General features: G+C 64.1%; 21 protein-coding genes. 12 read left to right on the forward strand and 9 right to left on the reverse strand.

Annotation, left to right across the window (positions count from 1 at the left end):
• Positions 1-237 precede the first annotated feature (237 nt).
• The 4 genes from AWB78_RS32695 to AWB78_RS32710 all read right to left on the reverse strand — a co-directional run bounded on the left by AWB78_RS32695 (position 238) and on the right by AWB78_RS32710 (position 4,465).
• Positions 238-1,518 carry an MFS transporter gene (locus AWB78_RS32695; RefSeq protein WP_062610765.1) on the reverse strand — a complete coding sequence of 427 codons (1,281 nt, stop codon included), beginning with the start codon at positions 1,516-1,518 and terminating at the stop codon, positions 238-240.
• 64 nt (positions 1,519-1,582) lie between these two features.
• Complete coding sequence (locus AWB78_RS32700) at positions 1,583-2,584, reverse strand: sugar kinase (protein WP_062610766.1); 1,002 nt, start codon at positions 2,582-2,584, stop codon at positions 1,583-1,585.
• 43 nt (positions 2,585-2,627) lie between these two features.
• Complete coding sequence (locus AWB78_RS32705) at positions 2,628-3,434, reverse strand: sugar phosphate isomerase/epimerase family protein (protein ID WP_062610767.1); 807 nt, start codon at positions 3,432-3,434, stop codon at positions 2,628-2,630.
• Between the two features lie 140 nt (positions 3,435-3,574).
• Positions 3,575-4,465 carry a LysR family transcriptional regulator gene (locus AWB78_RS32710; RefSeq protein ID WP_062610768.1) on the reverse strand — a complete coding sequence of 297 codons (891 nt, stop codon included), beginning with the start codon at positions 4,463-4,465 and terminating at the stop codon, positions 3,575-3,577.
• Positions 4,466-4,581: 116 nt separating this feature from the next.
• Here AWB78_RS32710 and AWB78_RS32715 point away from each other — a divergent pair, with 116 nt between their 5' ends.
• The 4 genes from AWB78_RS32715 (at position 4,582) to AWB78_RS32730 (ending at position 10,337) form a co-directional block, all read left to right on the forward strand.
• The gene (locus tag AWB78_RS32715) at positions 4,582-5,646 is read left to right on the forward strand and encodes a YeiH family protein (protein WP_062610769.1); all 1,065 of its coding nucleotides are present in this window, start codon (positions 4,582-4,584) and stop codon (positions 5,644-5,646) included.
• 70 nt (positions 5,647-5,716) lie between these two features.
• Positions 5,717-8,647: a molybdopterin oxidoreductase family protein gene (locus AWB78_RS32720; RefSeq protein WP_062610770.1), complete on the forward strand. Its 2,931-nt coding sequence runs from the start codon at positions 5,717-5,719 to the stop codon at positions 8,645-8,647.
• An 11-nt stretch (positions 8,648-8,658) separates the two neighbouring features.
• Entirely contained in the window at positions 8,659-9,378 is a 720-nt protein-coding gene (locus AWB78_RS32725; protein WP_062610771.1) for a 4Fe-4S dicluster domain-containing protein, read from the forward strand.
• A gap of 20 nt (positions 9,379-9,398) precedes the next feature.
• Positions 9,399-10,337: a dimethyl sulfoxide reductase anchor subunit family protein gene (locus AWB78_RS32730; protein ID WP_062610772.1), complete on the forward strand. Its 939-nt coding sequence runs from the start codon at positions 9,399-9,401 to the stop codon at positions 10,335-10,337.
• A gap of 39 nt (positions 10,338-10,376) precedes the next feature.
• Here AWB78_RS32730 and AWB78_RS32735 read toward each other — a convergent pair whose 3' ends face one another.
• Complete coding sequence (locus tag AWB78_RS32735; protein ID WP_062610773.1) at positions 10,377-11,618, reverse strand: cystathionine gamma-synthase family protein; 1,242 nt, start codon at positions 11,616-11,618, stop codon at positions 10,377-10,379.
• Between the two features lie 201 nt (positions 11,619-11,819).
• On the opposite strand from AWB78_RS32735, the gene AWB78_RS32740 reads away from it, so the two are divergent.
• The 6 genes from AWB78_RS32740 (at position 11,820) to AWB78_RS32765 (ending at position 18,606) form a co-directional block, all read left to right on the forward strand.
• A complete protein-coding gene (locus AWB78_RS32740) occupies positions 11,820-12,554 on the forward strand; it encodes a glutathione S-transferase (RefSeq protein ID WP_062610774.1) in 735 nt (244 codons plus the stop codon).
• Positions 12,555-12,589: 35 nt separating this feature from the next.
• Positions 12,590-13,393 (forward strand): aldo/keto reductase, encoded by an 804-nt coding sequence (locus AWB78_RS32745; RefSeq protein ID WP_062610775.1) that lies wholly within the window; start codon positions 12,590-12,592, stop codon positions 13,391-13,393.
• Positions 13,394-13,750: 357 nt separating this feature from the next.
• Positions 13,751-15,943 (forward strand): S8 family peptidase, encoded by a 2,193-nt coding sequence (locus AWB78_RS32750; RefSeq protein ID WP_082883511.1) that lies wholly within the window; start codon positions 13,751-13,753, stop codon positions 15,941-15,943.
• Between the two features lie 151 nt (positions 15,944-16,094).
• Positions 16,095-17,831 carry a ClcB-like voltage-gated chloride channel protein gene (locus tag AWB78_RS32755; RefSeq protein WP_062610777.1) on the forward strand — a complete coding sequence of 579 codons (1,737 nt, stop codon included), beginning with the start codon at positions 16,095-16,097 and terminating at the stop codon, positions 17,829-17,831.
• Positions 17,832-18,059: 228 nt separating this feature from the next.
• Positions 18,060-18,326, forward strand: a complete 267-nt coding sequence (locus AWB78_RS32760; RefSeq protein ID WP_062610778.1) for a hypothetical protein — start codon at positions 18,060-18,062, stop codon at positions 18,324-18,326.
• Between the two features lie 37 nt (positions 18,327-18,363).
• On the forward strand, positions 18,364-18,606 hold the full coding sequence (locus AWB78_RS32765; RefSeq protein WP_062610779.1) for a DUF2795 domain-containing protein: 243 nt from the start codon (positions 18,364-18,366) through the stop codon (positions 18,604-18,606).
• A 485-nt stretch (positions 18,607-19,091) separates the two neighbouring features.
• On the opposite strand, the gene AWB78_RS32770 is transcribed toward AWB78_RS32765, so the two are convergent.
• Positions 19,092-21,464 (reverse strand): AsmA family protein, encoded by a 2,373-nt coding sequence (locus AWB78_RS32770; RefSeq protein WP_062610780.1) that lies wholly within the window; start codon positions 21,462-21,464, stop codon positions 19,092-19,094.
• A gap of 147 nt (positions 21,465-21,611) precedes the next feature.
• On the opposite strand from AWB78_RS32770, the gene AWB78_RS32775 reads away from it, so the two are divergent.
• The gene (locus AWB78_RS32775) at positions 21,612-22,301 is read left to right on the forward strand and encodes an ABC transporter ATP-binding protein (RefSeq protein ID WP_062610781.1); all 690 of its coding nucleotides are present in this window, start codon (positions 21,612-21,614) and stop codon (positions 22,299-22,301) included.
• Positions 22,298-23,113, forward strand: coding sequence for an ABC transporter permease (locus tag AWB78_RS32780; protein WP_062610782.1), 816 nt, complete (start codon positions 22,298-22,300; stop codon positions 23,111-23,113). The genes AWB78_RS32775 and AWB78_RS32780 overlap by 4 nt, the downstream gene beginning before the upstream one ends.
• A 34-nt stretch (positions 23,114-23,147) precedes the next feature.
• Here AWB78_RS32780 and AWB78_RS32785 read toward each other — a convergent pair whose 3' ends face one another.
• From AWB78_RS32785 to AWB78_RS32795, 3 genes are all read right to left on the reverse strand, one after another.
• Positions 23,148-23,621, reverse strand: a complete 474-nt coding sequence (locus AWB78_RS32785; RefSeq protein WP_062610783.1) for a VOC family protein — start codon at positions 23,619-23,621, stop codon at positions 23,148-23,150.
• A gap of 32 nt (positions 23,622-23,653) precedes the next feature.
• Positions 23,654-24,130 carry a VOC family protein gene (locus tag AWB78_RS32790; protein WP_062610784.1) on the reverse strand — a complete coding sequence of 159 codons (477 nt, stop codon included), beginning with the start codon at positions 24,128-24,130 and terminating at the stop codon, positions 23,654-23,656.
• A 134-nt stretch (positions 24,131-24,264) separates the two neighbouring features.
• Complete coding sequence (locus AWB78_RS32795) at positions 24,265-26,202, reverse strand: hybrid sensor histidine kinase/response regulator (RefSeq protein ID WP_062610785.1); 1,938 nt, start codon at positions 26,200-26,202, stop codon at positions 24,265-24,267.
• Positions 26,203-26,274 lie beyond the last annotated feature (72 nt).

Here is a 26,274-nt window from a genome sequence, read left to right on the forward strand (position 1 = left end):
CAAGGTTCTAGCTTGTCAGACCGTGCGCGGTCCACGCCCGGTATGGCCTATGAGGGCACTCGCTACTGCCGGACCACCGCCGATCTTCTGTGCCGCGGCCGGCATGAAGTGCTTAGGCTGGGGATAGCTGCTTTCTTTGGTTACTTTCTTTGCAGCAGCAAAGAAAGTGACTGCCGCCCCGCACAGGGGCAACGCTAATAGACCGACACGCCCACGGGATCCGGCGAAAAAAAAAACTCAAGACCGCACAACAACCCCAGCCCGAACCGCAGCCTGCGGCTTAACGGCCAGCGTAAACCAGACAGCAAGCAACAGAGCCACACTCATGAACACGTAAGAGGCAGCCGGCGACCCGGTCGCCCCATTCAGATATCCCACGAAATACGACCCGACGAACGACCCCAACGCGCCCATGCTATTGATAAGCGCCATCGCCCCGCCGGCGACATTCTTCGGCAAAAGCTCCGGCACGATCGCGAAGAACGGCCCGTACGGCGCATACATCGCCGCACCCGCGATCACGAGCAACGTATACGAAGCCCAGAAGTTCGTCGAACCAAGCAGATACGATCCCGCGAACGCCAGCGCGCCGATCAGCAGGAACGGCCACACGAACGCCTTGCGCGCCTGCAGCTTGTCCGATGCCCACGATGCCAGCAGCATCGCAATCGTCGCCGCGAGATACGGCACCGCCGAAAGCCAGCCGGTCTCGACCATGCCGAGCGTCGAACCGCTCTTCAGAATCGACGGCAGCCACAGCACGAATCCATACACGCCGATGCTCCAGCAGAAATACTGCGCGCACAGCTTGATCACCGCCGGCGACTTGAACGCCTCGCGATAGTTCTTCACCGGCTTGATCGCAGCCTGCTCAGCGCGCAGTGTCGCGTCGAGATCGCTCTTTTCCTGATTCGTGAGCCAGCTCACCTGCGCGGGCTTGTCCTTCACGATGAACCACCAGATCACCGCCCACACCACCGCCGGCAAGCCCTCCGCGATGAACATGTGGCGCCAGCCGAACGAGTTCACGAGATAGCCCGATACGACCGACATCCACAGCACCGTCACCGGATTGCCGAGAATGAGGAACGTGTTCGCGCGCGAACGCTCGGACTTGGTGAACCAGTTCGCGATGAAGACGAGCATCGCGGGCATCACCGCCGCCTCGACGACGCCGAGCACGAAGCGGATCGCCATCAGCGACGGAATATTGCTCACCATGCCCGTGAGCGTCGCGCAGCCACCCCACAGAATGAGGCTCCAGAACACGAGCTTCTTCACGCTGCGGCGCTCGGCATAGATCGCGCCCGGAATCTGGAAGAAAAAGTAGCCGAGGAAGAACAGCGCGCCAATCAGCGACGACAGCCCCTTGCTGATGCCGAGATCCTGATTGATGCCCGCGGCCGCGGCAAAGCCGTAGTTGGCGCGGTCGAGATACGCGAGGCTGTAGGTGATGAAAACGATCGGCATGATCGCCCACCAGCGGCGCACCGCGAGCTTGGGAGTGGAAGAATGCATGGTTGTCTCCGAAGACATTTCGGTTGAGTCTCTCAGGTTCGCCCCTCGAAGGGCTGTTTATCCGTTACGCCAGATCGAACGCGGCTTTGGCCGTCTTGTCGTTGGAATCCTGTGCTTCGAGCAGGTCGAGCGCGGCGCGCGTCGGCAATCCTTCGCTATCGCCGATCACCTGAATCGCCAGCGCGCCGATGCGGTTGCCGCGCGCGATCGCATGACGCACGTCGCGCCCTTCGAGCAGCGCGCTCACGACGCCCACCGCGAAGCCATCGCCCGCGCCGACCGTATCGACGACATGCTCCACCGGCACGCCCGCCACGATGCCCTGCTCGCCGTCCGCGGTGCGGAAGTACGCGCCGTGCGCGCCCAGCTTCACGACGACGCCTTTCGCGCCCTGGTCGAGATAGAACGCGGCGATGTCCTCGGGCTTCGCGTAGCCCGTGAGCGTCAGTCCTTCGGACACGCCCGGCAGCACCCAGTCGGCGAGCGCGGCGAGCGCGTTGAGCGACTCGGCCATCGCCTCGCGCGACGGCCAGAGCGTCGGGCGCAGGTTCGGATCGAAGGAAATCGTCTTGCCCGCTGCACGCATTTCGCGGGCCATGTGGAACGCGAGTTCGCGCGAGGTCGCTGAAATCGCCGGCGCGACGCCCGTCAGATGCAGATGGCGCGCGCCGAGCACGTAATCCGCGGCGTAATCGTCGATCGAGAGATGGCTCGCGGCCGAGCCCTTGCGGAAGTATTCGACCGCCGGATCGCTGCCGTCGTCGCACTTGCCCTTCAACTGGAAGCCGGTCGGATAGCGCTCGTCGATCGTCACGCGGCGCGCGTCGATGCCTTCCGCGGCAAGCACGTCCAGCACGTAGCGGCCGAACGAATCCTTGCCGACACGGCTCATCCAGCCCACCTTGAAACCAAGGCGCGAAAGACCGATCGCCACGTTCAGGTCCGCGCCCGCAACGCGCTTGGTGAACTGGCCGGCCTGCGCGAGATCGCCGGTCTCGGCCGCGACGAACATCGTCATTGCTTCGCCGTAGGTGACGACGTCGAGGGCTTCGGGCTTGGCTTGCATGTCGGGTCCTTTACAAATGAATGCGTGATGCAAAATGCGTAATTCAAAATGCCGCGATGCGCGCGACCTGGCGCGCCGCGTCCGCGTCGAGCGGGAGGCCCGCGCCGGGCATGAACGGATATTCGATGCCGCGCGGCACATCGCCCGGCAAGTGCGCGAGCAGGGTCGCGAAACGCGTGTCGCCGTGTGCAGGCGCGGCGGCGAAACGGCGCGCGCCCTCGCCCATCACGGCCTTGCAATGCACATAGGCGACGTGCGGCGCAAGGCGCTTCGCGGCGTCGAGCGGGTCCTGCTCGGCCCAGTGCCAGTTGCCGGTGTCGAAGGTCATCGTGAGGCCGCTCGCCGGCGGCAGCGCGGCGAAGAGCGCGTCGAACGCGCCGATCGTGCCGCCCGCCTTCAGTTGCCCGTTTTCGACGACGACGCGCGCTTTCGATGCGGCGATTTCCGTCATCAGGCGATCGAGCGTGGCGGCATCGGTCGCGACGGCGCTTTCCGTGCCGCCGAGCTGCAGCTTCACGATGCGCGCGCCGAGCGCAGCGGCTTCAGCGAGCGCAAGGCGAAGCGCGTCGAGATCGAGCGCGCCGTCATCGCGGAAAAGCGTCGCGGGCGTCGAATAGACGGACCACAGTCCGTGCACCGCGATGCGTTCGCCGAGTTGCGCGAGCGCTGCGGGCGTTGCATCGGCGTCGCTCGCGAACAGTTCGCGGCGCACTTCGAAGCCGTCGGCACCGGCGCGCGCGGCAGCCGCCGCCCACGCCGCATGGCCGTCGCGCCGGATCGCGTCCGCGCCGAACGCGCTCGCGACGATCACGATTTCGCTGGCTCTGGCTTCGCTCGAAGGAATTTGCATCTGCTGCCCCGCTGCTGTTCCGGCCCCGAACTGCGATATGGAACCGGTTCCATAAACGATTTTCAAAAAGGACGCCGCAGCGCCCGTGTTGAGAACGAATAGTGCGCGAGACCGGCGCCGACGCGCCATAGTGGAATTCCCTAGCCGAGCAGACCCGGTTCCTCGCACAACTCGAGAAAGCGCGCCGCGACGCGCGACGGCGTGGCGGCATGCGGCAAAAGAATCGAAAAGCGCCGCGTGAGCGGCTCCGGCGCGATACGCACGCGGCGCAGCGCGCTGTCTTCGTGCCGGATCGACATCGCCGACACGAAGCCGATGCCCATGCCCGCGCGCACCGCTTCCTTCACGCCCTCCACGCCCGCGATTTCGAGCGCGACGCGCATCGGCACGTCGCGGTCCGCGAACGCCCGCTCGATGACCTGCCGCACGCCCGATCCGGGCTCGCGCAACACGAGCGGATGCTCGCTCAGTGCGTCGAGCGTCGCGGCATCGCGGCCATCGGCGAGTGGATGGGCATTCGGCAGGATCGCGACGATTTCGTCCTCGCGCCACGACGTGACCGTGGTGCCGAGCGGCAGTTCGTGACCGGGCGAGCCTTCGACCAGCGCAATATCGAGCGAGCCGAGCGCCGCGACGATATCCGCCGTATTGCCGTCGATCGTCGTGACAAGGACGTCAGGAAAGCGTTTGTGAAATGCCGCGATCAGATACGGCAGCAGATAGCTCGCAGGTGTCGTGCTCGCGCCGATGCGCAGCGTGCCGCGCTCGAGCCCGCGCAAGGCGTCGCGCAGCGCATGGGCCGCGCGGAAGGTCTCGCGCAGGCGCTCCGCGTGGCCGAGCAGTTGCTCGCCGGCGGCGGTCAGGCGCACGCCGCGGCCATCGCGTTGATAGAGCGGCTCGCCGAATTCCTCCTGCAAAAGCCGCAACTGCCCCGACACCGCAGGCTGCGACAAGTGCAGCGCCACCGCCGCTCGACTGATGTTGCCGTGCTCCGCGACCGTTGCAAAAGTTATCAGTTGTTCCGGGGTCATGACATACAAATATCAGTTTTCGCGATACATCTCATTCTAAATCACGATTTTTCATATTCATATATCGAGAATAGGATTAGCCCATCGAGTCTTCCACCTTTCCAACGGGTTTTCCCATGTCCACGGTTACGTCTGCCCAATCCCTGGCGCCAGCCGCGTCCTCCACGCGAGGACAGCTCAACGGCATTCTCTTCGTCGCATTGTTCGCAGCGGCCGTGACCCGGCTCGCCGCCGTGCCCGCCATCGCTGGCCTCGGGATCAGTCCGCTGATCGTCGGCATCGTCGCGGGTGCGATCTACGGCAATGCGCTGCGTCACGGCATGCCGGATAGTTGGGCCGCCGGCGTCAACTTCTCCGCGCGCAAGCTGCTGCGCATCGCGGTCGCGTTCTTCGGGCTGCGCGTGAGTCTGCAGGAAATCGCGCAAGTGGGCCTGTCGGGATTCACGGTGTCGGTGCTGGTCGTGGTCAGCACGCTCGTGATCGGCACGTGGGCCGGCATGAAGCTGATGAAGCTCGATCGCGATACCGCGCTTCTGACGGCGGCGGGCAGCGCGATCTGCGGCGCGGCAGCCGTGCTCGCGTTCGAATCGACACTGCAATCGAAGGCGCACAAGAGCGCGATGGCGGTCGGCAGCGTCGTGCTGTTTGGCACGCTCTCGATGTTCCTCTACCCGCTCGCGCTCAACGCCGGCTGGCTGCATCTCGACACGCTCGGCGCGGGCCTCTTCTTCGGCGGCACGATTCACGAAGTGGCGCAGGTCGTCGGCGCGGCGAGCAACGTGAGCCCGGAAGCGACGCATATCGCGACCATCGTGAAAATGACCCGCGTGATGCTGCTCGTGCCGGTGCTGCTGGTGGTCGGTTTCTGGATCAGCCGCTCGCGTGCCGCAGGTTCGGCGCAGGGCAAAGGCAAGATCGCGGTGCCCTGGTTCGCGCTCGGCTTTCTCGCACTCGTCGTCGTGAACTCGCTGCATATTCTTCCCGATGCCGCGACCAGCACCATCAACATGCTCGACACCTTCGCCCTCACGATGGCCATGACGGCGCTCGGCATGGAGACGCGCATCGCGCAGATCCGCCAGGCCGGCCCCCGGGCACTGGCTACCGGCGCGATCCTGTATGTGTGGCTGGTGGTCGGCGGTCTCGGCATCACGCTCGGCGTCGAGCATCTGTTCGGCTGACCGATGGCTTGAAGTAGCACTAAACGCGCAACACGTCCCGTTGCGCGTCATCGTTTTTGAAGGAGCACTCATGGAACACGGCGCTCGCACCCAGAACGAGAAACTCGATGTCAAGACCACGACGTGCTACATGTGCGCATGCCGCTGCGGCATCCGCGTGCATCTGCGCGACGGCGAAGTCCGATACATCGACGGCAATCCGAACCATCCGCTCAATCAAGGCGTGATCTGCGCGAAAGGCGCGTCGGGCATCATGAAGCAGTACTCGCCCGCGCGTCTCACGCAGCCGCTGATGCGCAAGAAGGACGCGCTGCGCGGCGAAGCGCAGTTCGAACCCGTGTCGTGGGACGTCGCACTCGACACGCTCGAAAAACGGCTCGCGCATCTGCGCGCGACCGATCCTAAGAAGTTCGCGCTCTTCACCGGCCGCGACCAGATGCAGGCATTGACCGGCCTCTTCGCGAAGAACTTCGGCACGCCCAACTACGCGGCGCACGGCGGCTTCTGCTCGGCGAACATGGCGGCGGGCATGATCTACACGATCGGCGGCTCCTTCTGGGAATTCGGCGGCCCGGATCTCGACCGCGCGAAGCTCTTCTTCATGATCGGCACGGCGGAGGATCATCACTCGAATCCGCTCAAGATCGCCCTGTCGAAGTTCAAGCGCGCGGGCGGACGCTTCATCGCGATCAATCCGGTGCGCACGGGCTATGCGGCCATCGCCGATGAATGGGTGCCGATTCGTCCGGGCACCGACGGCGCGCTCTTCATGGCGCTGATCCATGAGCTGATCGCCGCCGATGCCTACGATCACGAGTTCGTCACGCGCTACACGAACGCGGCGGAACTGCTCGACATGAACGAAGCGAGCGACACGTTCGGCCTCTTCGTGAAAGACGCCGGCGCGCCCGAAGGCAATGCGCTCTTTCCGCAGAATCATCTGTGGTGGGACACGAAGAGCAATCGCGCGGTCGCGCATCATGCCGATGACGCCGAGCCCGCGCTCGACGGCCGCTACACGCTCGACGACGGCACGCCCGTCGCGCCCTCTTTCGCGTTGCTGCGCGAGCAGACGGCATCGTGCACGCCCGAATGGGCAGCGGACATCACCGGCATTCCCGCCGAGACGATCAAACGCCTCGCCGCCGAGATGATCGAGGTGAGCCGGGATCACAAGATCACGCTGCCGATCGAATGGACCGACTGCTGGGGCAGGAAGCACGACACGGTGACGGGCAATCCCATCGCCTTCCATGCGATGCGCGGTCTCGCGGCGCATTCGAACGGCTTCCAGTCGATCCGCGCGCTCGCGGTGCTGATGTCGCTGATGGGCACGATCGACCGGCCGGGCGGCTTCCGTCACAAGTCGCCGTTTCCGCGCGCGGTGCCGCCGTCGGCGAAACCGCCGAATCATCCCGATCAGGTCAAACCCAATACGCCGCTCGCAAGCGGCCCGCTCGGCTGGCCCGCCGCGCCCGAGGACCTGTTCATCCACGACGACGGCACGCCCGCGCGCATCGACAAGGCATTCTCGTGGGAGTATCCGCTCGCGGTGCACGGCGTGATGCACAGCGTCATCACGAATGCATGGCGCGGCGCCCCCTACCCCATCGACACATTGATGATCTTCATGGCCAACATGGCGTGGAACTCGTCGATGAACACGATGGAAGTGCGCAAGATGCTCGCCGACCGCGATGAAAACGGCGAGTACAGGATTCCGTTCATCGTCGTGTGCGATGCGTTCCAGTCGGAGATGACCGCGTTCGCCGATCTCATCCTGCCCGACACGACCTATCTCGAACGCCACGATGCGATGTCGATGCTCGACCGCCCGATCTCCGAGTTCGACGGCCCCGTCGACTCGGTTCGCGTGCCGGTCGTGCCGCGCACGGGCGAATGCCGGCCCTTCCAGGAAGTGCTCGTCGAGCTCGGCAGCCGGCTGAAGCTGCCCGCGTTCACCACGCCCGAAGGCACGCGCAAGTATCGCGACTATCCCGATTTCATCGTCAATCATCAGACGTCGCCGGGCTCGGGCGTCGGCTTTCTGATCGGCTGGCGCGGCAAGGACGGCAAGGACGCGCTCGTCGGCGAGCCGAATCCGAATCAGTGGGAAGAGTACGCGAAGCACGATTGCGTCTATCACTACACGCTGCCCGAATCGCTGCAATACATGCGCGGGCAGAACGGGCCGTATCTGCAATTCGCGGTCGAAAAAGGCTTTCGCAAGTTCGACGCGCCGATCCTGATCCAGCTCTATTCCGACGTGATGCAGAAGTTCCGACTCGCCGCGCAAGGGCGCACGAAAGGCCGGCAGCCGCCCGATCATCTGCGCGCGCGCATCGAGCAGTATTTCGATCCGCTGCCGTTCTGGTATGCGCCGCTCGAACTCGACACGACCGATCTCGCGCACTATCCGCTCGCGGCCGTCACGCAGCGCCCGATGGCGATGTATCACTCGTGGGACTCGCAAAACGCATGGCTGCGGCAGATTCACGGCGAAAACCTGCTGTATATGAATCCGCGCATGGCGAAGGAGAACGGCATCGAGGACGGCGGCTGGATTTACGTCGAATCGCAATGGGGCAAGGTGCGCTGCATGGCGCGCTATAGCGAAGCCGTGGAGCCCGGCACCGTGTGGACGTGGAACGCGATCGGCAAGGCAGCGGGCGCGTGGAGCCTCGGTCCCGACGCCAACGAATCGCAGCGCGGCTTCCTGCTGAATCACCTCATCACGGACGAGATCCCGGATGCACGGCGCGAAGGCGCGCGGTTTTCCAACTCGGACCCGATCACGGGACAAGCCGCCTGGTACGACGTGCGCGTGCGCGTCTATCCCGCCGAGGCCGATGCGCGCCACACGCTGCCGCAGTTCGCACCGATGCCGCCATCGCCGGGCATGACCGGTTCGATCCAGCGCGTCGTGCAGACGTACTTCGCCGGGCGCGGCGAATTCGCGGCGCGCCTGCGCAACGCCGTCAAGCGAAACCCAAGCAACTGAAGGAGACCGACATGACCCAGATGGCCCTGGTGATCGATTTGAACGTCTGCGTCGGATGCCACGCTTGCGTGACGAGCTGCAAGGAGTGGAACACCTCCGGCGAAGCGGGCAGCCTCGCGGATCAGCGTCCCTACGACGCCGATCCGTCCGGCACCTTCTTCAACCGCGTGCAGACTTATGAGGCGGGCGAGTTTCCGCTCGCCGACACGATCCACTTTCCGAAGTCGTGCCTGCACTGCGAGGACCCGCCGTGCGTGCCAGTGTGCCCGACCGGCGCGAGCTACAAGCGCAAGGAAGACGGGCTCGTGCTCGTCGATTTCGACAAGTGCATCGGCTGCAAGTACTGCGCGTGGGCGTGTCCTTACGGCGCGCGCGAGCTTGATGAAGAGCGCAAGGAGATGACGAAGTGCACGCTGTGCGCGGATCGCATCTATAACGAGGCGCTGCCCGAGCGCGATCGCAAGCCGGCGTGCGTGCTGGCGTGCCCGACGTCGGCGCGGCTCTTCGGCGATATCCACGATCCCGAGTCGGTGGTATCGAAGGCGATCAAGGAGCGCGGCGGCTATCAGCTGATGCCCGAATGGGAGACGAAGCCCGCGAATCATTATTTGCCGCGGCGGCCGGTCAATTCGTGCAGCAGCGGCGGCTCGTGCGGCTGCAATTCCAACGCCGCCGAAGCGCCCGAAGCACACGGCGAACTGAATCTCGCGGCGATGGCCGTGCGCGTCTGACCTTTCATCGGAGCTCAATCATGAAACCCGCGTTTTCCGTCGTGTTTCTCACGACACTGAGCGGCGCCGCGCAAGGCTTGCTGATCGCGCTCGTCGGTGTCGAGGCGTGCGCGAAGCTCGGCTTGATCACGTCGCCTTCGCAGACGTTCTTCATCGTCGGCGCGGCGCTGTCGGTCGTGCTCGGCGGCCTCGGGCTGCTCGCTTCGTTCTTTCACCTCGGGCATCCGGAACGTGCGTGGCGCGCCATCGCGATGTGGCGCACGTCGTGGCTGTCGCGCGAATGTCTCTGTCTGCCCGCGTTTCTCGGATGCGGCGCGCTGTATGGCATCGCGCATTGGTTCGGCGCGCCGTGGTCGCTCGTCATCGGTTTGATCGGCGTGATCGCGTCGGCGGCGCTCTTCGTCTGCACCGCGATGATCTACGCTTGCCTGCGCTTCCTTCAGGAATGGGCGACGCCGCTCACGCTGGTCAACTTCGTGCTGCTCGGCTGCGCGTCGGGATTCACGCTCGCGACCGCGTGCGCCGCGTGGCTCGCGCCGTCGCTCGCGGCGGGTCTCGCGGCCTGCGCATGCACGCTCACGCTCGCCGGTTGCGCGACGCGCGTCGCCAGCCTGCAGCGCAATGCGCGGCTGCGGCCGAAGTCGACCGTGCAAAGCGCGACGGGCATCAAGGGGCCGAATGTCGTGCAGAAGTCGCGCGGCTTCACGGCGGGCGCGTTCAATCTGCGGGAGTTCTTTCATGGACGATCGGCCGAAGCGATCGCGCGCATCAAGTGGACATTTCTCGTCTGCGCGTTCGGCGTGCCCTTCGTGCTGATGCTGCTCGGCATGAGCGCGCAATCGGCCGCGCTGTTCTGCATCGCGGCGCTGACGCAGTATCTCGGTCTCATCGCGGAGCGATGGTTCTTCTTCGCGGAAGCGCGGCATTCGCAGAACATCTATTACGCGCGGGCTTCGTGATCCGACAAAAAACGCGTGCCGCACGGCACGCGTTTTCGCTTACACGGCGAGCTTGAGCGCCTGCTCGAAATCGGCGATCAGATCGTCGATATCCTCGATGCCCGCGGACAAGCGCAGCATGCCGTCCGATATGCCCATCGATTTGCGCACTTCCGGTCCTGCTTCGTAGAAGATCGTCGGCGCGACCGGAATGATGAGCGTGCGCGTGTCGCCCAGGCCCGTCGCCTTGATCGGCACTTGCAGCGCGTTCACCACTTCGATCATGCGATCCGCATTGCGCAGTTCGAACGACAGCAGCCACGACGCACCCTTGAACAGCGTCTGCGCGATCTCATACTGCGGATGACTCTTCAGCCCCGGATAGAACACGCGGCCAATAGCCTCGTGCTTCTCGAGAAACTGAGCGAGCGCGAGCGCATTCTCGCTGCATTTCGCGACACGCAGCGCGAGCGTTTCCGCGCCCATCGCGATGGAATGCGCCTGCTCCGACGAAAGCGACGCGCCCATATCGCGCAGCCCTTTCTTGCGAATCTGCAAGAGCCCCTGCTCTTTCGACGGCGAGCGACGATACTCATCGGCGATATTCGGATACGCGCTCCAGTCGAAAAGCCCCGTGTCCGTCACCGCGCCGCCGAGCGCCGCGCCGTGCCCCGCGATCGTCTTCGTCAGCGAGTTGACGACGAGGCTCGCGCCCACCGCCTTCGGCCGGAACAGCGCGGGCGACGTGATCGTATTGTCGACGACATACGCGAGGCCACGCTCGCGGCACAGATCGCCGATGCCCTTGAGATCGGGAATCTGCGTGCCCGGATTCGCGATGGTCTCGACGAACACCATGCGCGTGTTCGGCTTGATCGCGCTGGCGACGTTGCCGGCGGACGTGGCATCGACCATCGTCACTTCGATGCCGAGCGTGCGCAACGTGCCAAAAAGACTGTTGGTGTTGCCGAACACGTAGCGGCTGGAGACCAGATGATCGCCCGCGCGCAGCAAGGTCAGGAACACCGCCGTCAGCCCCGCCATGCCCGTGCTGAAGCAGATCGACCCGATGCCCTCTTCGAGGCTCGTGATCTTGCGCTCGAGCGCGGCCGTCGTGGGCGTGCCCTGGCGCGCGTAATTGAAGCCGCCCTTCTTCGTGCCCTGAAAGACGCCGATCAGATCCTCCACGCGCTCGAATCCGTACTGGACCGATGTGTGGATCGCCTGGTGCACGCCGCCATGCTCCACGCCGACGTTCCTGTCGCCGTGAACGATGCCTGTGGTGAAGCCTTGCTTGTCCATCCCTTCTCCGCTACGAGTCGAATCGCAAAACGCCAATTTTGCCCGATCCGCGACGATTCATGGCGCAATCATGCCGTTCCGGCGCCACGGGAACGCGTGTTGCTCGCTCGCTCCTTCGTCCGCGCGTTTCATCGCAAGCGGAAAACGCGCACACTCACATCTCGCCGCGAACGCGGCATGCCCCGACGAGGAGCCTTTCTCATGGCTTACGAACTCTATTACTGGGACGGATTGCAAGGCCGCGGCGAATTCGTGCGGCTCGCGCTGGAAGATGCCGGCGCCGAATATATCGACGTGGCGCGCGAATCGAAGAAAAGCGGCTACGGCATGGACGCGATGATGAAGGTGCTGAACAGCAAGACCGAGCCGCACATTCCCTTCGCGCCGCCGTTTCTGAAGGATGGCGATCTCATCGTGCCGCACGTCGCGAACATCCTGCTCTATCTCGGGCCGAAGCTGAAGCTCGCGCCGAAGGACGAAGGCTTGCGCTATGTCGCGCACGGCCTGCAACTGACGATCGCCGATTTCGTCGCCGAAGTGCACGACACGCATCATCCGCTCGCGACCGATCTCTACTACGAAGATCAGAAGGACGCGGCGAAAATCCGCACGCAGAATTTTCTCGACAAGCGCGTACCGAAGTTCATGAACTACTTCGAGCGCGTGCTCAAGCAGAATCCACAGGGCGACACGCAGATGGTCGGCCATGACACGACATACGTCGATCTCTCGATGTTCCAGATCGTCGACGGCCTGCACTACGCCTTTCCGCGCGCGATGAAGAAGTTCGGCACGCAGTATCCGCGCGTCGCCGCGCTGCACGACGCGGTGCTGCAAAGGCCGAACATCGCGGCTTATGTCGATTCGGAACGGCGCATCCCGTTCAACGAATCGGGCATTTTCAGGCATTACCCCGAACTCGATCAGGACGCTTGAACCCAACGCAAACCCAACGCAAACCAGGAGCCAGCATGGTAGAAACGATTCCTTCCTTCGGCCTCGGCACGTTTCGCGTCGACGCCGCGAAGACCACGAACGCCGTGAAGAGCGCGTTGCAGCTCGGCTATCGTCATATCGACACCGCGCAGTACTACAACAACGAGGCGGCCGTCGGTCAGGGCGTGCGCGACTCGGGCGTGCCGCGCGAGGACATCTGGGTCACGACGAAAGTCTGGTGGGAGCGGCTCTCGCGCGACGCGCTCATCGCGAGCCTGAAGGACAGTCACGCGAAGCTCGATATCGGCACCATCGATCTCGCGCTCGTGCACTGGCCGTCGCCCGACGGCGCGGTGCCCATCGCCGAAACGCTCGCGGCGATGCAGGAAGCGCAGAAGCTCGGGCTGATCCGCCGTTACGGCGTGTCGAACTTCACCGCGCCGCTGCTCGAAGAAGCGCTGAAGGCGCCGGGCGGCAAGGAGATCGTCACGAATCAGTTCGAAGTGAGCCCGTTTCTCGCGAACCGCGAGCTCGTCGATGCGACGCAGCAACTCGGCGTAAAGGTGACCGCGTATATGCCGCTCGGCGAAGGCCGCGCGCACACCGACGCGACGCTCGCGGCGATCGCGAAAAAGCACGACGCGACGCCCGCGCAGGTGACGTTCGCGTGGCTGCTGTCGCGCGATATCGTGGTGCTGTCGGCATCGACGAATCCGGAGCATCAGAAGAGCAACTGGGATGCGCAGAAGCTGAAGCTCGACGCCGACGACATCGCGAAAATCGATGCGCTCGACGAAGGCAAGCGCAATGCGAATCCGCCGTTCGCGCCGAAGTGGTGACGCGCGCTCGCCTGTCCGGCTGACTCGAAGTCGTCGCAAGCCAGTGTCGGCGAGGCCGGCACTGGCTTTTTTCTTCGCCGCATCGATAACCCTTTCTTCTGACACTCGGCCGCTTTTTCTCGCGTTTCACCGCAACTACGCCACTGTAAAAAATTACTCGCACGCGCTGTTTCTGACTTAACCCTCATTGTCAGTTAGCACCTTGCAAGGTATAAAGCATTCCGATTTATTCGGATTACTTTATAGCTCGAATAGAACAAATCCTATCTGAAGAGAGGAAATGGTCGAGAGACCATGAGAAATCGAACATCCTAATCCCACTCGCTGTCACAGCGATCACAAAAGTATCGAACAAAAATGAGAATAAAACTCGCCTGTTTATCCGTAATCGCAGTCTCGGTTCTCGGCGCCTGCGGAGGCGGCACTGGCAGCAGCATCGCACCGCAGTCGACCGTCAAAGTGCAGAACTCCGCATCGCAACTCAAGTCGACGGCGAAAGCCGCTGCCAACGAGATTCCCGCTGGCTATGCTTCGCGCACCAGCGTGAGCGGAATTCTCGAGGACGGTCAGTACGATCGCTTCATCGTCTATTACCGCAAGAGCAATTTGCTCAAGGGTTCGAGCAATGACACCGCGGCGGCCGCATCCAACAACTCCCGCGTGGCGAGCGCGCGAGGCATCTCCATTCAGGAACGAAGCATCACCGGCACCCGCGGGCACGTCATCCAGACCTCGAAGGGCATGAGCGCCTCGGAAGCTCAAGCGTTCATGGTCGAGTATCTGAAGAATCCGGACGTCGAGTACATCGAGCCCGATCTGATCGTGCATCCGGCGCTCGTGCCCAACGACGCCCAGTACGGCCAACAGTGGGGCATGTCGGGCGAAGCAACGGGCATTTCCCTGCCGGCCGCGTGGGACAAGGCCACCGGAAAGGGCGTAGTCGTCGCGGTCGTCGATACGGGGATTACCGAGCATAGCGACCTCGCCGGGCAAGTGCTGCCCGGCTACAACTTCATCTCCAACGCAACCTTCGACCGGAACAGAAGCGGCCGTTCCGCCGATGCCTCGGACCCGGGCGACTGGCTGCAAATCGGTGACTCCTGTCCGGCGTCCGGCGGTCCCTATTACGTTCACGATTCGACCTGGCATGGCACGCACGTAGCAGGCATCATCGCCGCCAAAACCAACAACGGCGTCGGCGTTGCAGGTACCGCGTTCAACAGCAAGATCTTGCCCGCGCGTGCCCTGGGACGCTGCGGCGGATTCACTTCCGATATCAACGACGCCATCGTATGGGCCTCGGGCGGCTCGGTTCCTGGCGTTCCGGACAATCCCAACCCGGCCAAGGTGATCAATCTCAGCATCAGCGGCAACGGGCAATGCAGCAAGACCAATCAGGATGCGATCGATATAGCCCGAAGCAACGGCGCGATTATCGTGCAGGCTGCGGGCAATGATAGTATCGATGCGTCGCAGACCTATTCGACGCCTGCCTGCCAAGGGATCATCGTCGTCGGTGCGACCAACTCGAGCGGCAACCGCGCCTGGTTCTCGAATTTCGGTTCACTGGTCAATGTAATGGCGCCCGGCGACACCATTCTCTCCACCGTCAATGCGGGCGCCAAAGGCCCGGAGGGCGAGGGTTATGGCTACATGTCCGGAACGTCGCAGGCGACGCCTCACGCGGCCGGCGTGGTCGCACTGCTGCTGGAACAGCAGCCGTCTTCGACGGTCGATCAGATCAGGAGCTATCTGGCGTCTACGGCAACCTCGATGAGCGATCGCTGTCCGGAAGGATGCGGCGCGGGTCTCATCAATGCGGACAAGGCGCTTGCGAGCCTGCCCCTGCCCGTCGATGGCGACTTGCCCGTGACCGGCGAGGTCAACGTGAAAGCCGATGCTGCGAATGGCGCCACCTACAAGGTGCCGGCGCTCGACAATCTCCAATTGCTGAGACTCGATGTATCAGCCGCGAGCAAGGCGCGCATTCGATCGCAATTCGACCAGACATGGACCGATTGCCGCATTGGCGACTTCGGTGTTTACAACTGCATGGTGTGGGATCCGAAGCCCGGTTTCTACTACGTGAACATTGTTTCGAGCAATGGTACTGACGCAGACGTGAACGTCCGGCCATACATCAATGGCGGCCACGTGAAGTACGGTGAAACGGTCGAACTGACGTCCAAAGCGCCCTATTTCCTGCCGATTGTCGTCAATCTGGATCCAGTGTCGGCGACCGAAGCGCCTTACCACACGATTGCGATCCACAATCGCGTCTATGTGATGGTGACGCAATATAGCGGCGGCGGACGCCTTTTCGAATTTGGCGGCGCCGAACTCTACAATGAGAATATGTGGGGGAGCGGCGGTTCGTACGGCGGCGCGTGGATGCTGATCGGCCCATATGGGTCAGAAGATCCGTATGGCACGGGTGAAGGCCAGGCAAAACCCACGGACAACGCGCCGATCTTCCTTATCTTGGACCTAGGATCCGATGACGGCAAAGAAGTGAAAGCCACTTACACGGCAAAGAAAGCACCCAGGTAACACACACAGCGAGAGCGGGCAATGCGCCCGCTCTCGCGTTCTGGCGAAGTCGTTGCGACCGTCGATCGTGTACCGTAGATCCGCCCTTCCAATGCTATCCTTGCCACTCCCTTATTCCATTTCCTTCTAAGCTTTCCACGTTTTCGCAAAAGTGCTCTCATTTCTGCTCAAGCTGCGCACGCGCGCCCAACGGCTGTTCCGTCTGTCGGACTCGCATACGATGCTCGTCTGGGCGGTCGTCGTCGGCGTGGCCGGGGCGTTCGCGACCTCCGTCTTTCGCGAAGGAATTGAGCTATTGCAGCGGCTGCTCGGCAATCATTCGGAAGGTCTCGTCGCGCTCGCCCGCGATCTGCCCTGGCCCGCGCGCATATTGCTGCCGGCTGTCGGTGGCCTCATCGCGGGCTTCTGTCTGCTGATCGCGCGCAAACGCGCCAGCAAGAACGCGAGCACGGACTATATGGAAGCCGTCACCATCGGCGATGGCGTCGTGCCCGTGTGGCAGAGCGTATGGCGCAGCCTGTCCTCGCTGATCACGATTTCGAGCGGCGGCTCCATCGGCCGTGAAGGCTCGATGGTGCAGCTCGCCGCGCTCGCGTCGTCGCTCATCGGGCGCTGGGTGCACTTCGATCCGCCGCGCCTGCGGCTGCTCGTCGCGTGCGGTGCGGCGGCGGGGATCACGTCGGCGTACAACGCGCCGATCGCGGGCGCGTTCTTCGTCACCGAGCTCGTGCTCGGCTCGATGGCGATGGAAAGCTTCGGGCCGATCGTCGTCTCGTCGGTCGTCGCCAATATCACGATGCGCGAGTTCGCCGGCTACAGGCCGCCGTACGAGATGCCCGTGTTCCCGACCGTCACGGGCGTCGAGGTGCTGCTCTTCGTCCTGCTCGGGCTCTTGTGCGGCGTGCTCGCGCCGCATTTCCTGCGGCTGCTCGCGGCATCCAAAAAACGCTTCTCCACGCTGCCCTTGCCGCTACCCGTGCGCCTCGCGCTGGGCGGCCTGATCGTCGGCGTGATCTCGATCTGGTGGCCCGAAGTGTGGGGCAACGGCTACGAGGTCGTGAACTCGCTGCTGCACGAGCCATGGACATGGACGGCGCTGCTCACGGTGCTCGTCTTCAAGATCATCGCGACGGCGGCCACCGCCGGTTCGGGCGCGGTCGGCGGTATCTTCACACCGACGCTCTTCGTCGGCGCGGTGCTCGGCTGTCTCTTCGGCCTCGGCGCGCATGCGATCTGGCCGGATCACACGTCGGCGCCCTTCGCTTACGCGATGGTCGGCATGGGCGCGTTTCTCGCCGCGGCCACGCACGCGCCGCTCATGGCGATCCTGATGATCTTCGAGATGACGCTTTCGTATCAGGTCATGCTGCCGCTGATGCTCTCGTGCGTGATCGCGTATTTCATCGCGCGCACGTCCGAGCAGACCTCGATGTACGAAGTCACGCTGCGCCGCAATCGCGAGGAAAAAGAGCGCCTGCGTCTCGCCGCCACGCAGATGCGCGAGCTCGTCAAGCCCGCCGATACCGTCGTGCCGCTGACGGCGAACATCAAGGACATGACGCGCGTGTTCCTCGAATATCCGGTGAAGTATCTGTACGTGATCGATGAAGCCGGGCGCTTTCAGGGCGTGGTCGCGCTGAAGAACATCACTTCCGATCTGCTCGACGACAAAGGCTGCGACGCCAAGACCGCTGCCGACTATCTCCAGCCGCAATTCGACGTGCTCACGCCCGACATGTCGCTCGGCGAGGCGCTCCAGCACTTCCTCGCGTTCCAGGGCGAACGGCTGCCGGTGATCGAAAAAAAGACGCAGCCGTTGCTGCTCGGCGTCGTGTACAAAACCTCGCTTCTGGACGCATACTTCCGTTTGAATCCGACATCGCGCTGAAAGTGCGCAGCCGTGCAATTTCGCGGCGCGCAGCACCGCGTGCGCGCGTGTTTCGCGCGAGTCGGACCGACTTCACAATTCACTCGAAGTGTTTCCGCGCGACGTCCGATCGTCGCGCCCGTGCGCAAGACGTCCGGGAGGACCGCGCGCATGGCGGGCAGCGTGAGTGTTCATCGGCATAGCCATTGCTTGATGATTCTCGCTGCTTGACAGAGGAGGGGTTGCCCGATGAAGACCTCAACGTTGTTGTCGATGGCCCTGGTTTCGGTCTCGTGCTATGCGGCGCCGCTGCACACGAGCTCGACGGATGTTTCCCCTGCCGGCGTGGCCGCCACGCGCGCCGCGCTGCGCGTGAATGCCGCGCCCGTCGCGCCGCCCGCGCCGGAAGTCTCGGCGCAGGATCTCGATCACGCGCGCTGGCGTCACGTGCCGCTGCCGAAGTCGCGCACGCCGAGCCACGGCATGGCGAGCCAGCCGATCCAGGTGCAGACCTGACGCCCTCCTTCCCACCGACTCGACACTGGACCTCGCCATGACCGACACGCACGCAAATCACGCCTTGAACGACGAGCCGATCGACGACGAGATCACGCAGGTATTGCGCCTCGTGAAGTATCCCGCCAACAAGGACGCGATCGTCGATGCGGCGCGCGATGCGGGCGTCTCCAACGACGTCATCACGCTCTTCGACGGCTTGCCCGAGCAGGACTACAAGGACGCGGATTCGGTGGAGCAATTGCTGGGCAGCAACGGCGGTCCCGGGATATCGGTCTAGCTTCCGGCACAGGGTGACGTGAGCGCGCCGGGCGTCGCCCGTGCTCGCTTCGCTCACTTTCGCGCCGCAGCGGTCAGTTCATACAAATCGTTCTTCATCAACGACTTAACATGGATGCGCGATGCTTTTCAACATCGCTATCCACAGAAATTGTGGATAAGTCGGGCATCGATTCGAAGCGCCACGAGAGAGCGGAACACTGACGCGATCCGCGCCGGGCGGGGTTTCCGGCGCGAAATCAAGAATCTAGGTGAGTCGCCCAGTGGTTTTCCACAGCCCTTTCCCCTTGCGCTGGGGATAAGTTATGCAGACTCCGACGCGCAGTGACGCGTCGTGAAGCGCGTGACGCTTTTCCTTCCGCGTCAGGGATTTAGCAGACTTTTCGAGGCGTTTTCAACAGGGTGTTCCCCAATTCGTGGGGACAAGTTCTTGCGCCGTCTTTCGCAAGGCTCGGCCGGCAAGATGGGGTGGGAATCCGTCCTCCCTCAACTCCCCCGATACTGTGCCGCGCTAGCCGCTGCGGGCGCCGCAGGCGCGGCAGGCTTCTTCGCTGCCTTATCCGCAGCCGCCGCATCCGACGACATATAAGCCGGCGCCGCCTTCGCCTTTTCCTTCTGTCCCGGCGGCGGCGCGGTCGGTGCGCGGCTCATGTCGGCGAGCATCTGATGACAAGGAAGCGGCTTGTTGTTGCTCGGCGCGATGAGCGGAATCAGCGCCGCGAACGGATTGATGAGCCCCAACCCGACCATCGCCCCGCCGCGCGCCGCGAGCGCGCCCACGCTCACGCCCACCTTCGGATCCTTGAACGTGCCCTTCACATACAGCGGCGAGCGCAGCGAAAACACGCGGAAGCCCTTCGTATGCGGATGGATGCCCAGATCCATGTCCTCGGTCTTCATGTTGATCGTGCCGTCGACGTTGATCACCGCGTCGTCGGTATCGAGCGCGAAGACGCGCGAATCGAGCACGCCGTCCGTCACGACGAAATCCGCCGCCGCGCAGTTGATGTTCACGTCGCGCTTGCCGAAGAGCTTCTCGTAGACGACGTTCGCCACGTTCAGCCCCGCCGCCTCCATGTACAGGCGGCTCACGGTGCCTTCGGTGATCAGCGCCTTCACCTCGCCGTTCGATGTCGCAGCGAGCGCCGCCGGCGAGTTGCCGGTCGCGGAGAGCGCAGCGTCGCCGTTGATTTCGCCGAGCGCGGACTGCATCGTCTTCACCGTCGGGAACAGCTGCTTCAGCTTCAGATGCCGCGCCTGCGCCGAGACGCGGCCCTTCAACGGCGCGGCGCTGCCATCGAGATGAATGTTCGACGCGATCGCCCCGCCCGCCACGCCGAACTTGAGCGGCTCGAACGACAGCACGCCATCGTTCATCAGGACGTGCGTGTACAGGTCGGTGATCGGCAGATCCGGGTCCTTGACGATGCGCTGGCCGGTGAACTTCACATCGGCGTCGATGGCCTTCCAGCGGTCGGTCTTGAACTCCTCGGTCGGCAGCGCCTTCGACGACGGCTGCTTCTGCGTCTCGCCGCGCTTCGCCTTGCTCTTGTTCGAATCGGCGCCGATGACCGGCGCGAGATCCTTGAACTGCAGCAGATGCGACACGAGCTCGCCCTTCAGCAACGGACGCGGCTTCTTGCCCGCATAGACGAGCGAGCCGTTGATGTCGCTGCCGCCCACGCGCCCCGTGAAGTTCTCGTAGTGGAACACGTTGCCGTCTTCCCGGAACTGGCCGGTCAGGCGTCCTTCGGTCGCGAAAGGCGGCGTCTCGGGCAGCGGCACGCCGGTGAACGGATAGAGATGCGCCATGCTCACGGCTTGCACCCACAGGCGCAGATCGAGCGCGGCGAGATGGGCCGGATCGGTCACGGTGCCGACGAACGCGATATGCGTATCGCCGAGGCGCACATCGGCCTGCAAGGGGAATGGCCGCTTCGCGTCCTGCACGGCGAGCACGCCGCCGAGCTTGCCGTCGCCCGACACCTTGCCGCCGTTGTACGTACCCTTCACGGTCCAGCCGAACGCGTAAGGCGGAATGGGCGGCTTCGGCCCTTCCTTCGTCGTGATGCTCGTATTCGCCGACACGCTCGCCGGATTGGGCGCCGATGCATTCGCCGCCGCCGCAGCCGACGCCGCCGACGCCGCGGAGGCTTCGGACGCCGCAGCCGCGTCGGCCTGCTTGTCGAGCTTCGCCGCGCCGCTTTTGCCGACCATTTCCGCCGACGACTTCGCGGACGCCGCTTCTTGCTGCTTCATCACTTCGCCGATCGGCACGGGCTGACCGAGCGTATCGACGACGACCTGCATCTCGGCCTTCGTGACTTCATCGTGCACGTCGACGGTGCCTTTCGCGAGCGAGACGTCGCCGAGCCGCAGATTCCATGTCGACGGCTCGGTCGACTGCTTGAATTTGAAGGTCCAGTTGTTGCGATTGTCCTTGAGCCGCTCGATATCGATCGACGGGTTCACGAGATTGATCGCCGGAATCACGATGTCGTGCGCGAGCAGCGGCAGCATCGCCACCTGGAAATCGATTTCGTCGAGCGTCGCGAAAAACTTCTGGCGCGCCCAGTCCGGGTTCGCGATGGTGATCTTTTCCGCGGAGAAGCGCGGCCACGGCACCCAGCGCTTCCAGCCCGTTTCGTTCGGTGGCCGCTGCCAGCCGACTTTCAGATCGCCGGTGATCTCGAAACGCCGGCCGATCGCCTCCGATACCTTGTCATCCACCCACGGCCGCAGGCGGTTCCAGTCGAAGGTCAGGAAGATCACTACGAGGATTGCAATCAGAACCGCCAGAACGGCAAAAAACCATGCGACGATCCTTCCGATTTTTCCGCTCATCCGGGCCTGCGCCATAACGGCTCCATCCGTTCTTTCTGATTATGTGTGCGGCAGCACATCGTGTGCCCGCGTGCGGGCGTCGTCGGGCGCGGGGCGATCTACGCTGAACGCCGAATGTCCGTAAGATGTGCGCTCGAAGAACAACATGCCCCCATAAAAACGATGTCCGCCGTCCCCTCGATCGAGCTCGTCGCCGCGCACGGCGTCATGCGCCGCGATGCCATTCGTGGCGCCGTGCTTCTGCATCCGACGGACTTCACGCTGTATGCGGGCCAGCGCGCCGCGGTCACGGGCCCGTCCGGCTCGGGCAAGAGCGTCTTTCTGCGCACGCTCGCGCTGCTCGACGCGTGCGACGCCGGATACGTCACCTGGCGCGGCGCACGCATCGCGCGGGCGCGCATTCCGGCGTACCGGCGGCGCGCCGCGTATATCGCGCAGCGGCCCGCGATGCTCGACGGCACCGTCGAGGACAATCTGCGCTATCCGTTCACGCTCAAAACTTATGGGGATACGCATTTCGACCGTCACACCGCCATGCGGCTCGCGCAGGCGGCCGGACGGGGCGAAGACTTCCTCGACAAATTCGCCGCCGACCTGTCCGGCGGCGAGGCGCAGATCGCGGCGCTCGTGCGCGTATTGCAACTCGCGCCCGATGTCCTGCTGCTCGATGAACCGACGGCATCGCTCGATCCCGCATCGGCCCGTTCGATCGAGGCGCTCGTCTCGGCCTGGTTCGACGGCGGCGAAGAACGCGCGTCCATCTGGGTATCGCACGATCCGGAACAGGCGGGCCGCGTCGCCACGCGTCATCTGACGATGAGCGCCGGCGTGCTCGGAGGCGACGTGCAATGAACGGCTATCAGAACCTCGGTCTCTTCGACATCGGGCTCGCGGCGGCGCTGATCGTCATCAACGGCGCGCTGTCGGTCGCGCTCGATCTCGGTCTCGAGCGCAGGCTCTTCGTCGCCGCGATCCGCACCGTCGTGCAACTGCTCCTGATCGGCTACGTGCTCGGCTGGGTGTTCGCGTTCAACCGCTGGTATGTCGTGCTGCCGCTGATCGCGCTGATGACCGTCATCGCCGGACTCGCGGCGTCGAATCGCGGGCGGCGCAGCTACGCGGGACAGCGCACGGACAGCATCCTGTCGATATGGGGCAGCTCGTGGCTGATCGGCGCCTTCGGGCTCTTCGTCGTGATCCGCATTCATCCGTGGTACGAGCCGCAATACGCGATTCCGATTCTCGGCATGATCCTCGGCAACACGTTGACGGGCGTGTCGCTCGGCATCGAGCGCATGACGGAAGAACTGACCGCCGGACGCGCGGCGGTGGAGATGTCGCTCGCGCTCGGCGCATCGCGCTGGGAAGCCGCGCAAGGGCCCGCGCGCCATGCCGTGCGCGCGGGGATGATTCCCACCCTGAACCAGATGGCGGTGGTCGGCTTGGTCAGCCTGCCGGGCATGATGACCGGCCAGGTGCTCGCCGGGCAGTCGCCGTTGCAGGCGGTGCGCTATCAGATCGTCATCATGTTTCTGATCGCGGCGGCTTCCGGGCTCGGCGTGGTCGGCGCCGTCGTGCTGACGTATCGGCGGCTCTTCTCCGCCGACCATCGGTTCATGGCGTCGAAGCTCGTGGAGCGCAAGGCCCGAAAGCGCGCGCCCTGAGCACGCGCGTCATCGTCGCTGTCATTCACCGCTGTCATTCACCGCTATAGGCGCGGTCCAGTGTGGCGATGTCCAGCTTGATCATGTCCATCATCGCCTTCATCGTGCGATCCGCCTTGACCGGATCGGGGTCCTGCAACATGGCGAGCAGACGCGTCGGCGCGATCTGCCACGTCACGCCGAAGCGGTCCGTGAGCCAGCCGCATGCCATCGACTGACCGCCGTCCATCAGCTTGTCCCAGTAATGGTCGATCTCGGCTTGCGTCTCGCATTTGATGAACATCGAAACGGCCGGCGTGAACTTGAAATCCGAGTTGCCGTTCAGCGCCATGAAATCCTCGCCTTCCAGTTCGAACAGCACGGCGAGCACGCTGCCGGCCGGTCCCGGGCTGGATTCGGTATGACGCATGATCTCCTTGATGCGGGCGCTCGGGAACACGCCGAGATAAAAGTTCGCGGCTTCCTCGGCGTTGCCGTCGAACCATAGACAGGGCGAAATCTTGTTCATTGATTGGCTCCGTTTTCGTCAGGCGGGAAAAGTCACGCGTCTTTCCGGGACATGGCGGCCATCGCCTTCTCGATGTCTTCCGGTCTGCACTCGTGCTGGTGCGTGGCGACCGACCATTGATGCCCGAACGGGTCCTCGAGCCGGCCATAGCGGTCGCCCCAGAACATGTCGGCCACGGGCATCGTCACTTTCGCGCCCGCGGCTTCGGCCTGGCGCACGACGGCGTCGACATCCTCCACGTACAGATGGATCGTGACGGGCGAACCCTTCAGCGCCTTCGCGCCGATCATGCCGTAGGCGGGATCTTCATCGACGAGCATCAGCGCGGAATCGCCGATCCTGACCTGCGCGTGCATGATCTTGCCGTTCGGGCCCGCAAGGCGGCCCAGCTCGACGGCGCCGAACGCACGCTTGTAGAACTCGATGGCATCGGCGGCGCCCGCGCAGACGAGATGCGGGGTCAGCGAATGCATGCCTTCGGGGATCGGCTTGACGGCGGAAGTGGACATATTGGCTCCGTGTAGTGAACGAGGCGCGCCGGGTTCGGCGCGGCCCTCATACCCTACAACGAACGCGGGGTCCGTCAATCGACACGAACGCGCACGCGGACGTCAAATTTCTTGTACCGGCACGCGAGGATGGATTATTTCGAATGCTGTTCGGCCAGCGATTGAATCAGCGCTTCGAGCCGCGAGAAGTTCACCGGCTTGGTCAGATGATCGCGAAAACCCGCTTCGCGACAGCGGCGGATGTCCTCATCCATGCCGTAGCCCGTGATCGCGACGGACGGCTTCTCCGGCTGCAAGGTCTGCCACGCGCGCGCGATGTCGAGTCCGCTGCCGTCCGGCAGGCCGATATCGCTGACGAGCAGATCGAACGGACCGCTCTGCGCGCGCTCCAGCGCCTCCGCGACGGTCACCGCGACCGTCACTTCGTGGCCGAGCATTTCGAGCACTTCGGCCATCGCCGAGGACGTCTGCTCGTTGTCCTCCACGAGCAGCACCTTGAGCGCGCGCCCGTGCTCCTGGTTCGCCGCCTCGACGAGCGGCTGGTCCTCGCGCGCGGGCTGCACTTTCGCGAGCGGCAGCGTGAGCGTGAAGCGCGCGCCCGCGTCGCGGCCTTCGCTGTACGCCGAGAGCGTGCCGCCGTGCTTCTGCGCCAGCGTGCTCGCGATCGCGAGGCCGAGGCCGAGGCCGCCGAACGAGCGGGTGATCGAATCGTCGGCCTGCTCGAACGCCGAGAAAATGCGCGGCAACGCTTCCGCGCTGATGCCGATGCCGCTGTCTGTCACCGATACCGCGATCGTCGCCGGGTCCGGATTCCACGTTCGCACGTGGATGCGCCCGCCCGCCGGCGTGAACTTCACCGCGTTCTTCATCAGATTCCAGACGATCTGCTGAAGCCGCGCGGCATCGCCGAGCACGACGAAGCGGCCTGCGTCGAAATGCGTCTCCAGCGCGAGGCTCTTCGCGCGCAGATCGGCCTCGGACATGTCGAGCGCGCTCGTCAGCAAGGTATCGAGCGCGACGCTCGCGAAATTGAGCGACAGCTTGCCGCGCGCGATGCTCGTGAGATCGAGCAGATCGTCGATCAGGCGCGCTTCGAGCTCGACGTTGCGGCGGATGAGATCGAGTGTCGGATGCGCCTCGCGCGGCAGCGCGTGCTTCATTTCGAGCAGGCGCACCGCGGCGAGAATCGGCGTGAGCGGCGTGCGCAACTCGTGCGACAGCACCGCGAGAAAATGATCCTTCGCGCGATTCGCCGATTCCGCCTGATCCTTCGCGAGCCGCAGTGCGTCGGCGGCCATGTGGGCATCGGTGGCGTCGCGCACGATCTTCGAGAAGCCGATCAGCTCGTCATGCTCGCTGCGGATCGCGGTCGTCACGCCCGACGCGAAGAACGAATGGCCGTCCTTGCGCCACAGCCAGCGGTCGTCGCTCGCGCTGCCTTCGCGGCGCGCCGTGTCGAGCTCGTCCTCGAACACGCCCGCCTCGCGGTCTTCCTGCGCATAGAAGATGTTCGCCGACTGGCCGAGCACGTCCTGCGCGGGAAAGCCCAGAATGCGCTCGGATGCCGCGTTCCACGTGCGGATGCGGCCTTCCGGATCGAGCGTGATGACGGCGTAATCCTTCAGTGCGTCGACGAGCAGGCGAAAATGCGTCTCCGTCTCGCGCAACGCCCGCTCGACCGCGATGCGTTGCGCGCGCTCGGCGCTCTCGCGCATCGCGCGGCGCACGACGGCGGGCAGACGTTGCAGGCGCTGCTTCAGCACGTAATCGGTCGCGCCGCGCTTGAGCATGTCGACGGCATGCTCCTCGCCGAGCAGCCCCGACACGAAAATGAACGGCGTGTCAGGCGTTCGCTCGCTCGCGATGGTCAGCGCCTCGATGCCGGAAAACGTGGGCATCACGAAGTCGGCGAGGATCACGTCGAAACGCTTTTGATCGAGCTCGGCGATGAAGCTGGCCGAGTCGTACACGATCGACGCATCGACCGCGTAGTCCGCGCGCTCCAGCTGGGCGATCGTCAACTCCGCATCGAGTGCGTTGTCTTCGACGAGAAGCAGATGCAGAGGCTGCATGATCTACACGTCCTCTTCGAAGGACGCTTTCGGGCGCATGACACGGGACGAGTTCGCGGACATGGGCACAGC

This window comes from Caballeronia calidae (genome assembly GCF_900044055.2).
GTDB classification, from domain to species: Bacteria; Pseudomonadota; Gammaproteobacteria; order Burkholderiales; family Burkholderiaceae; genus Caballeronia; species Caballeronia calidae.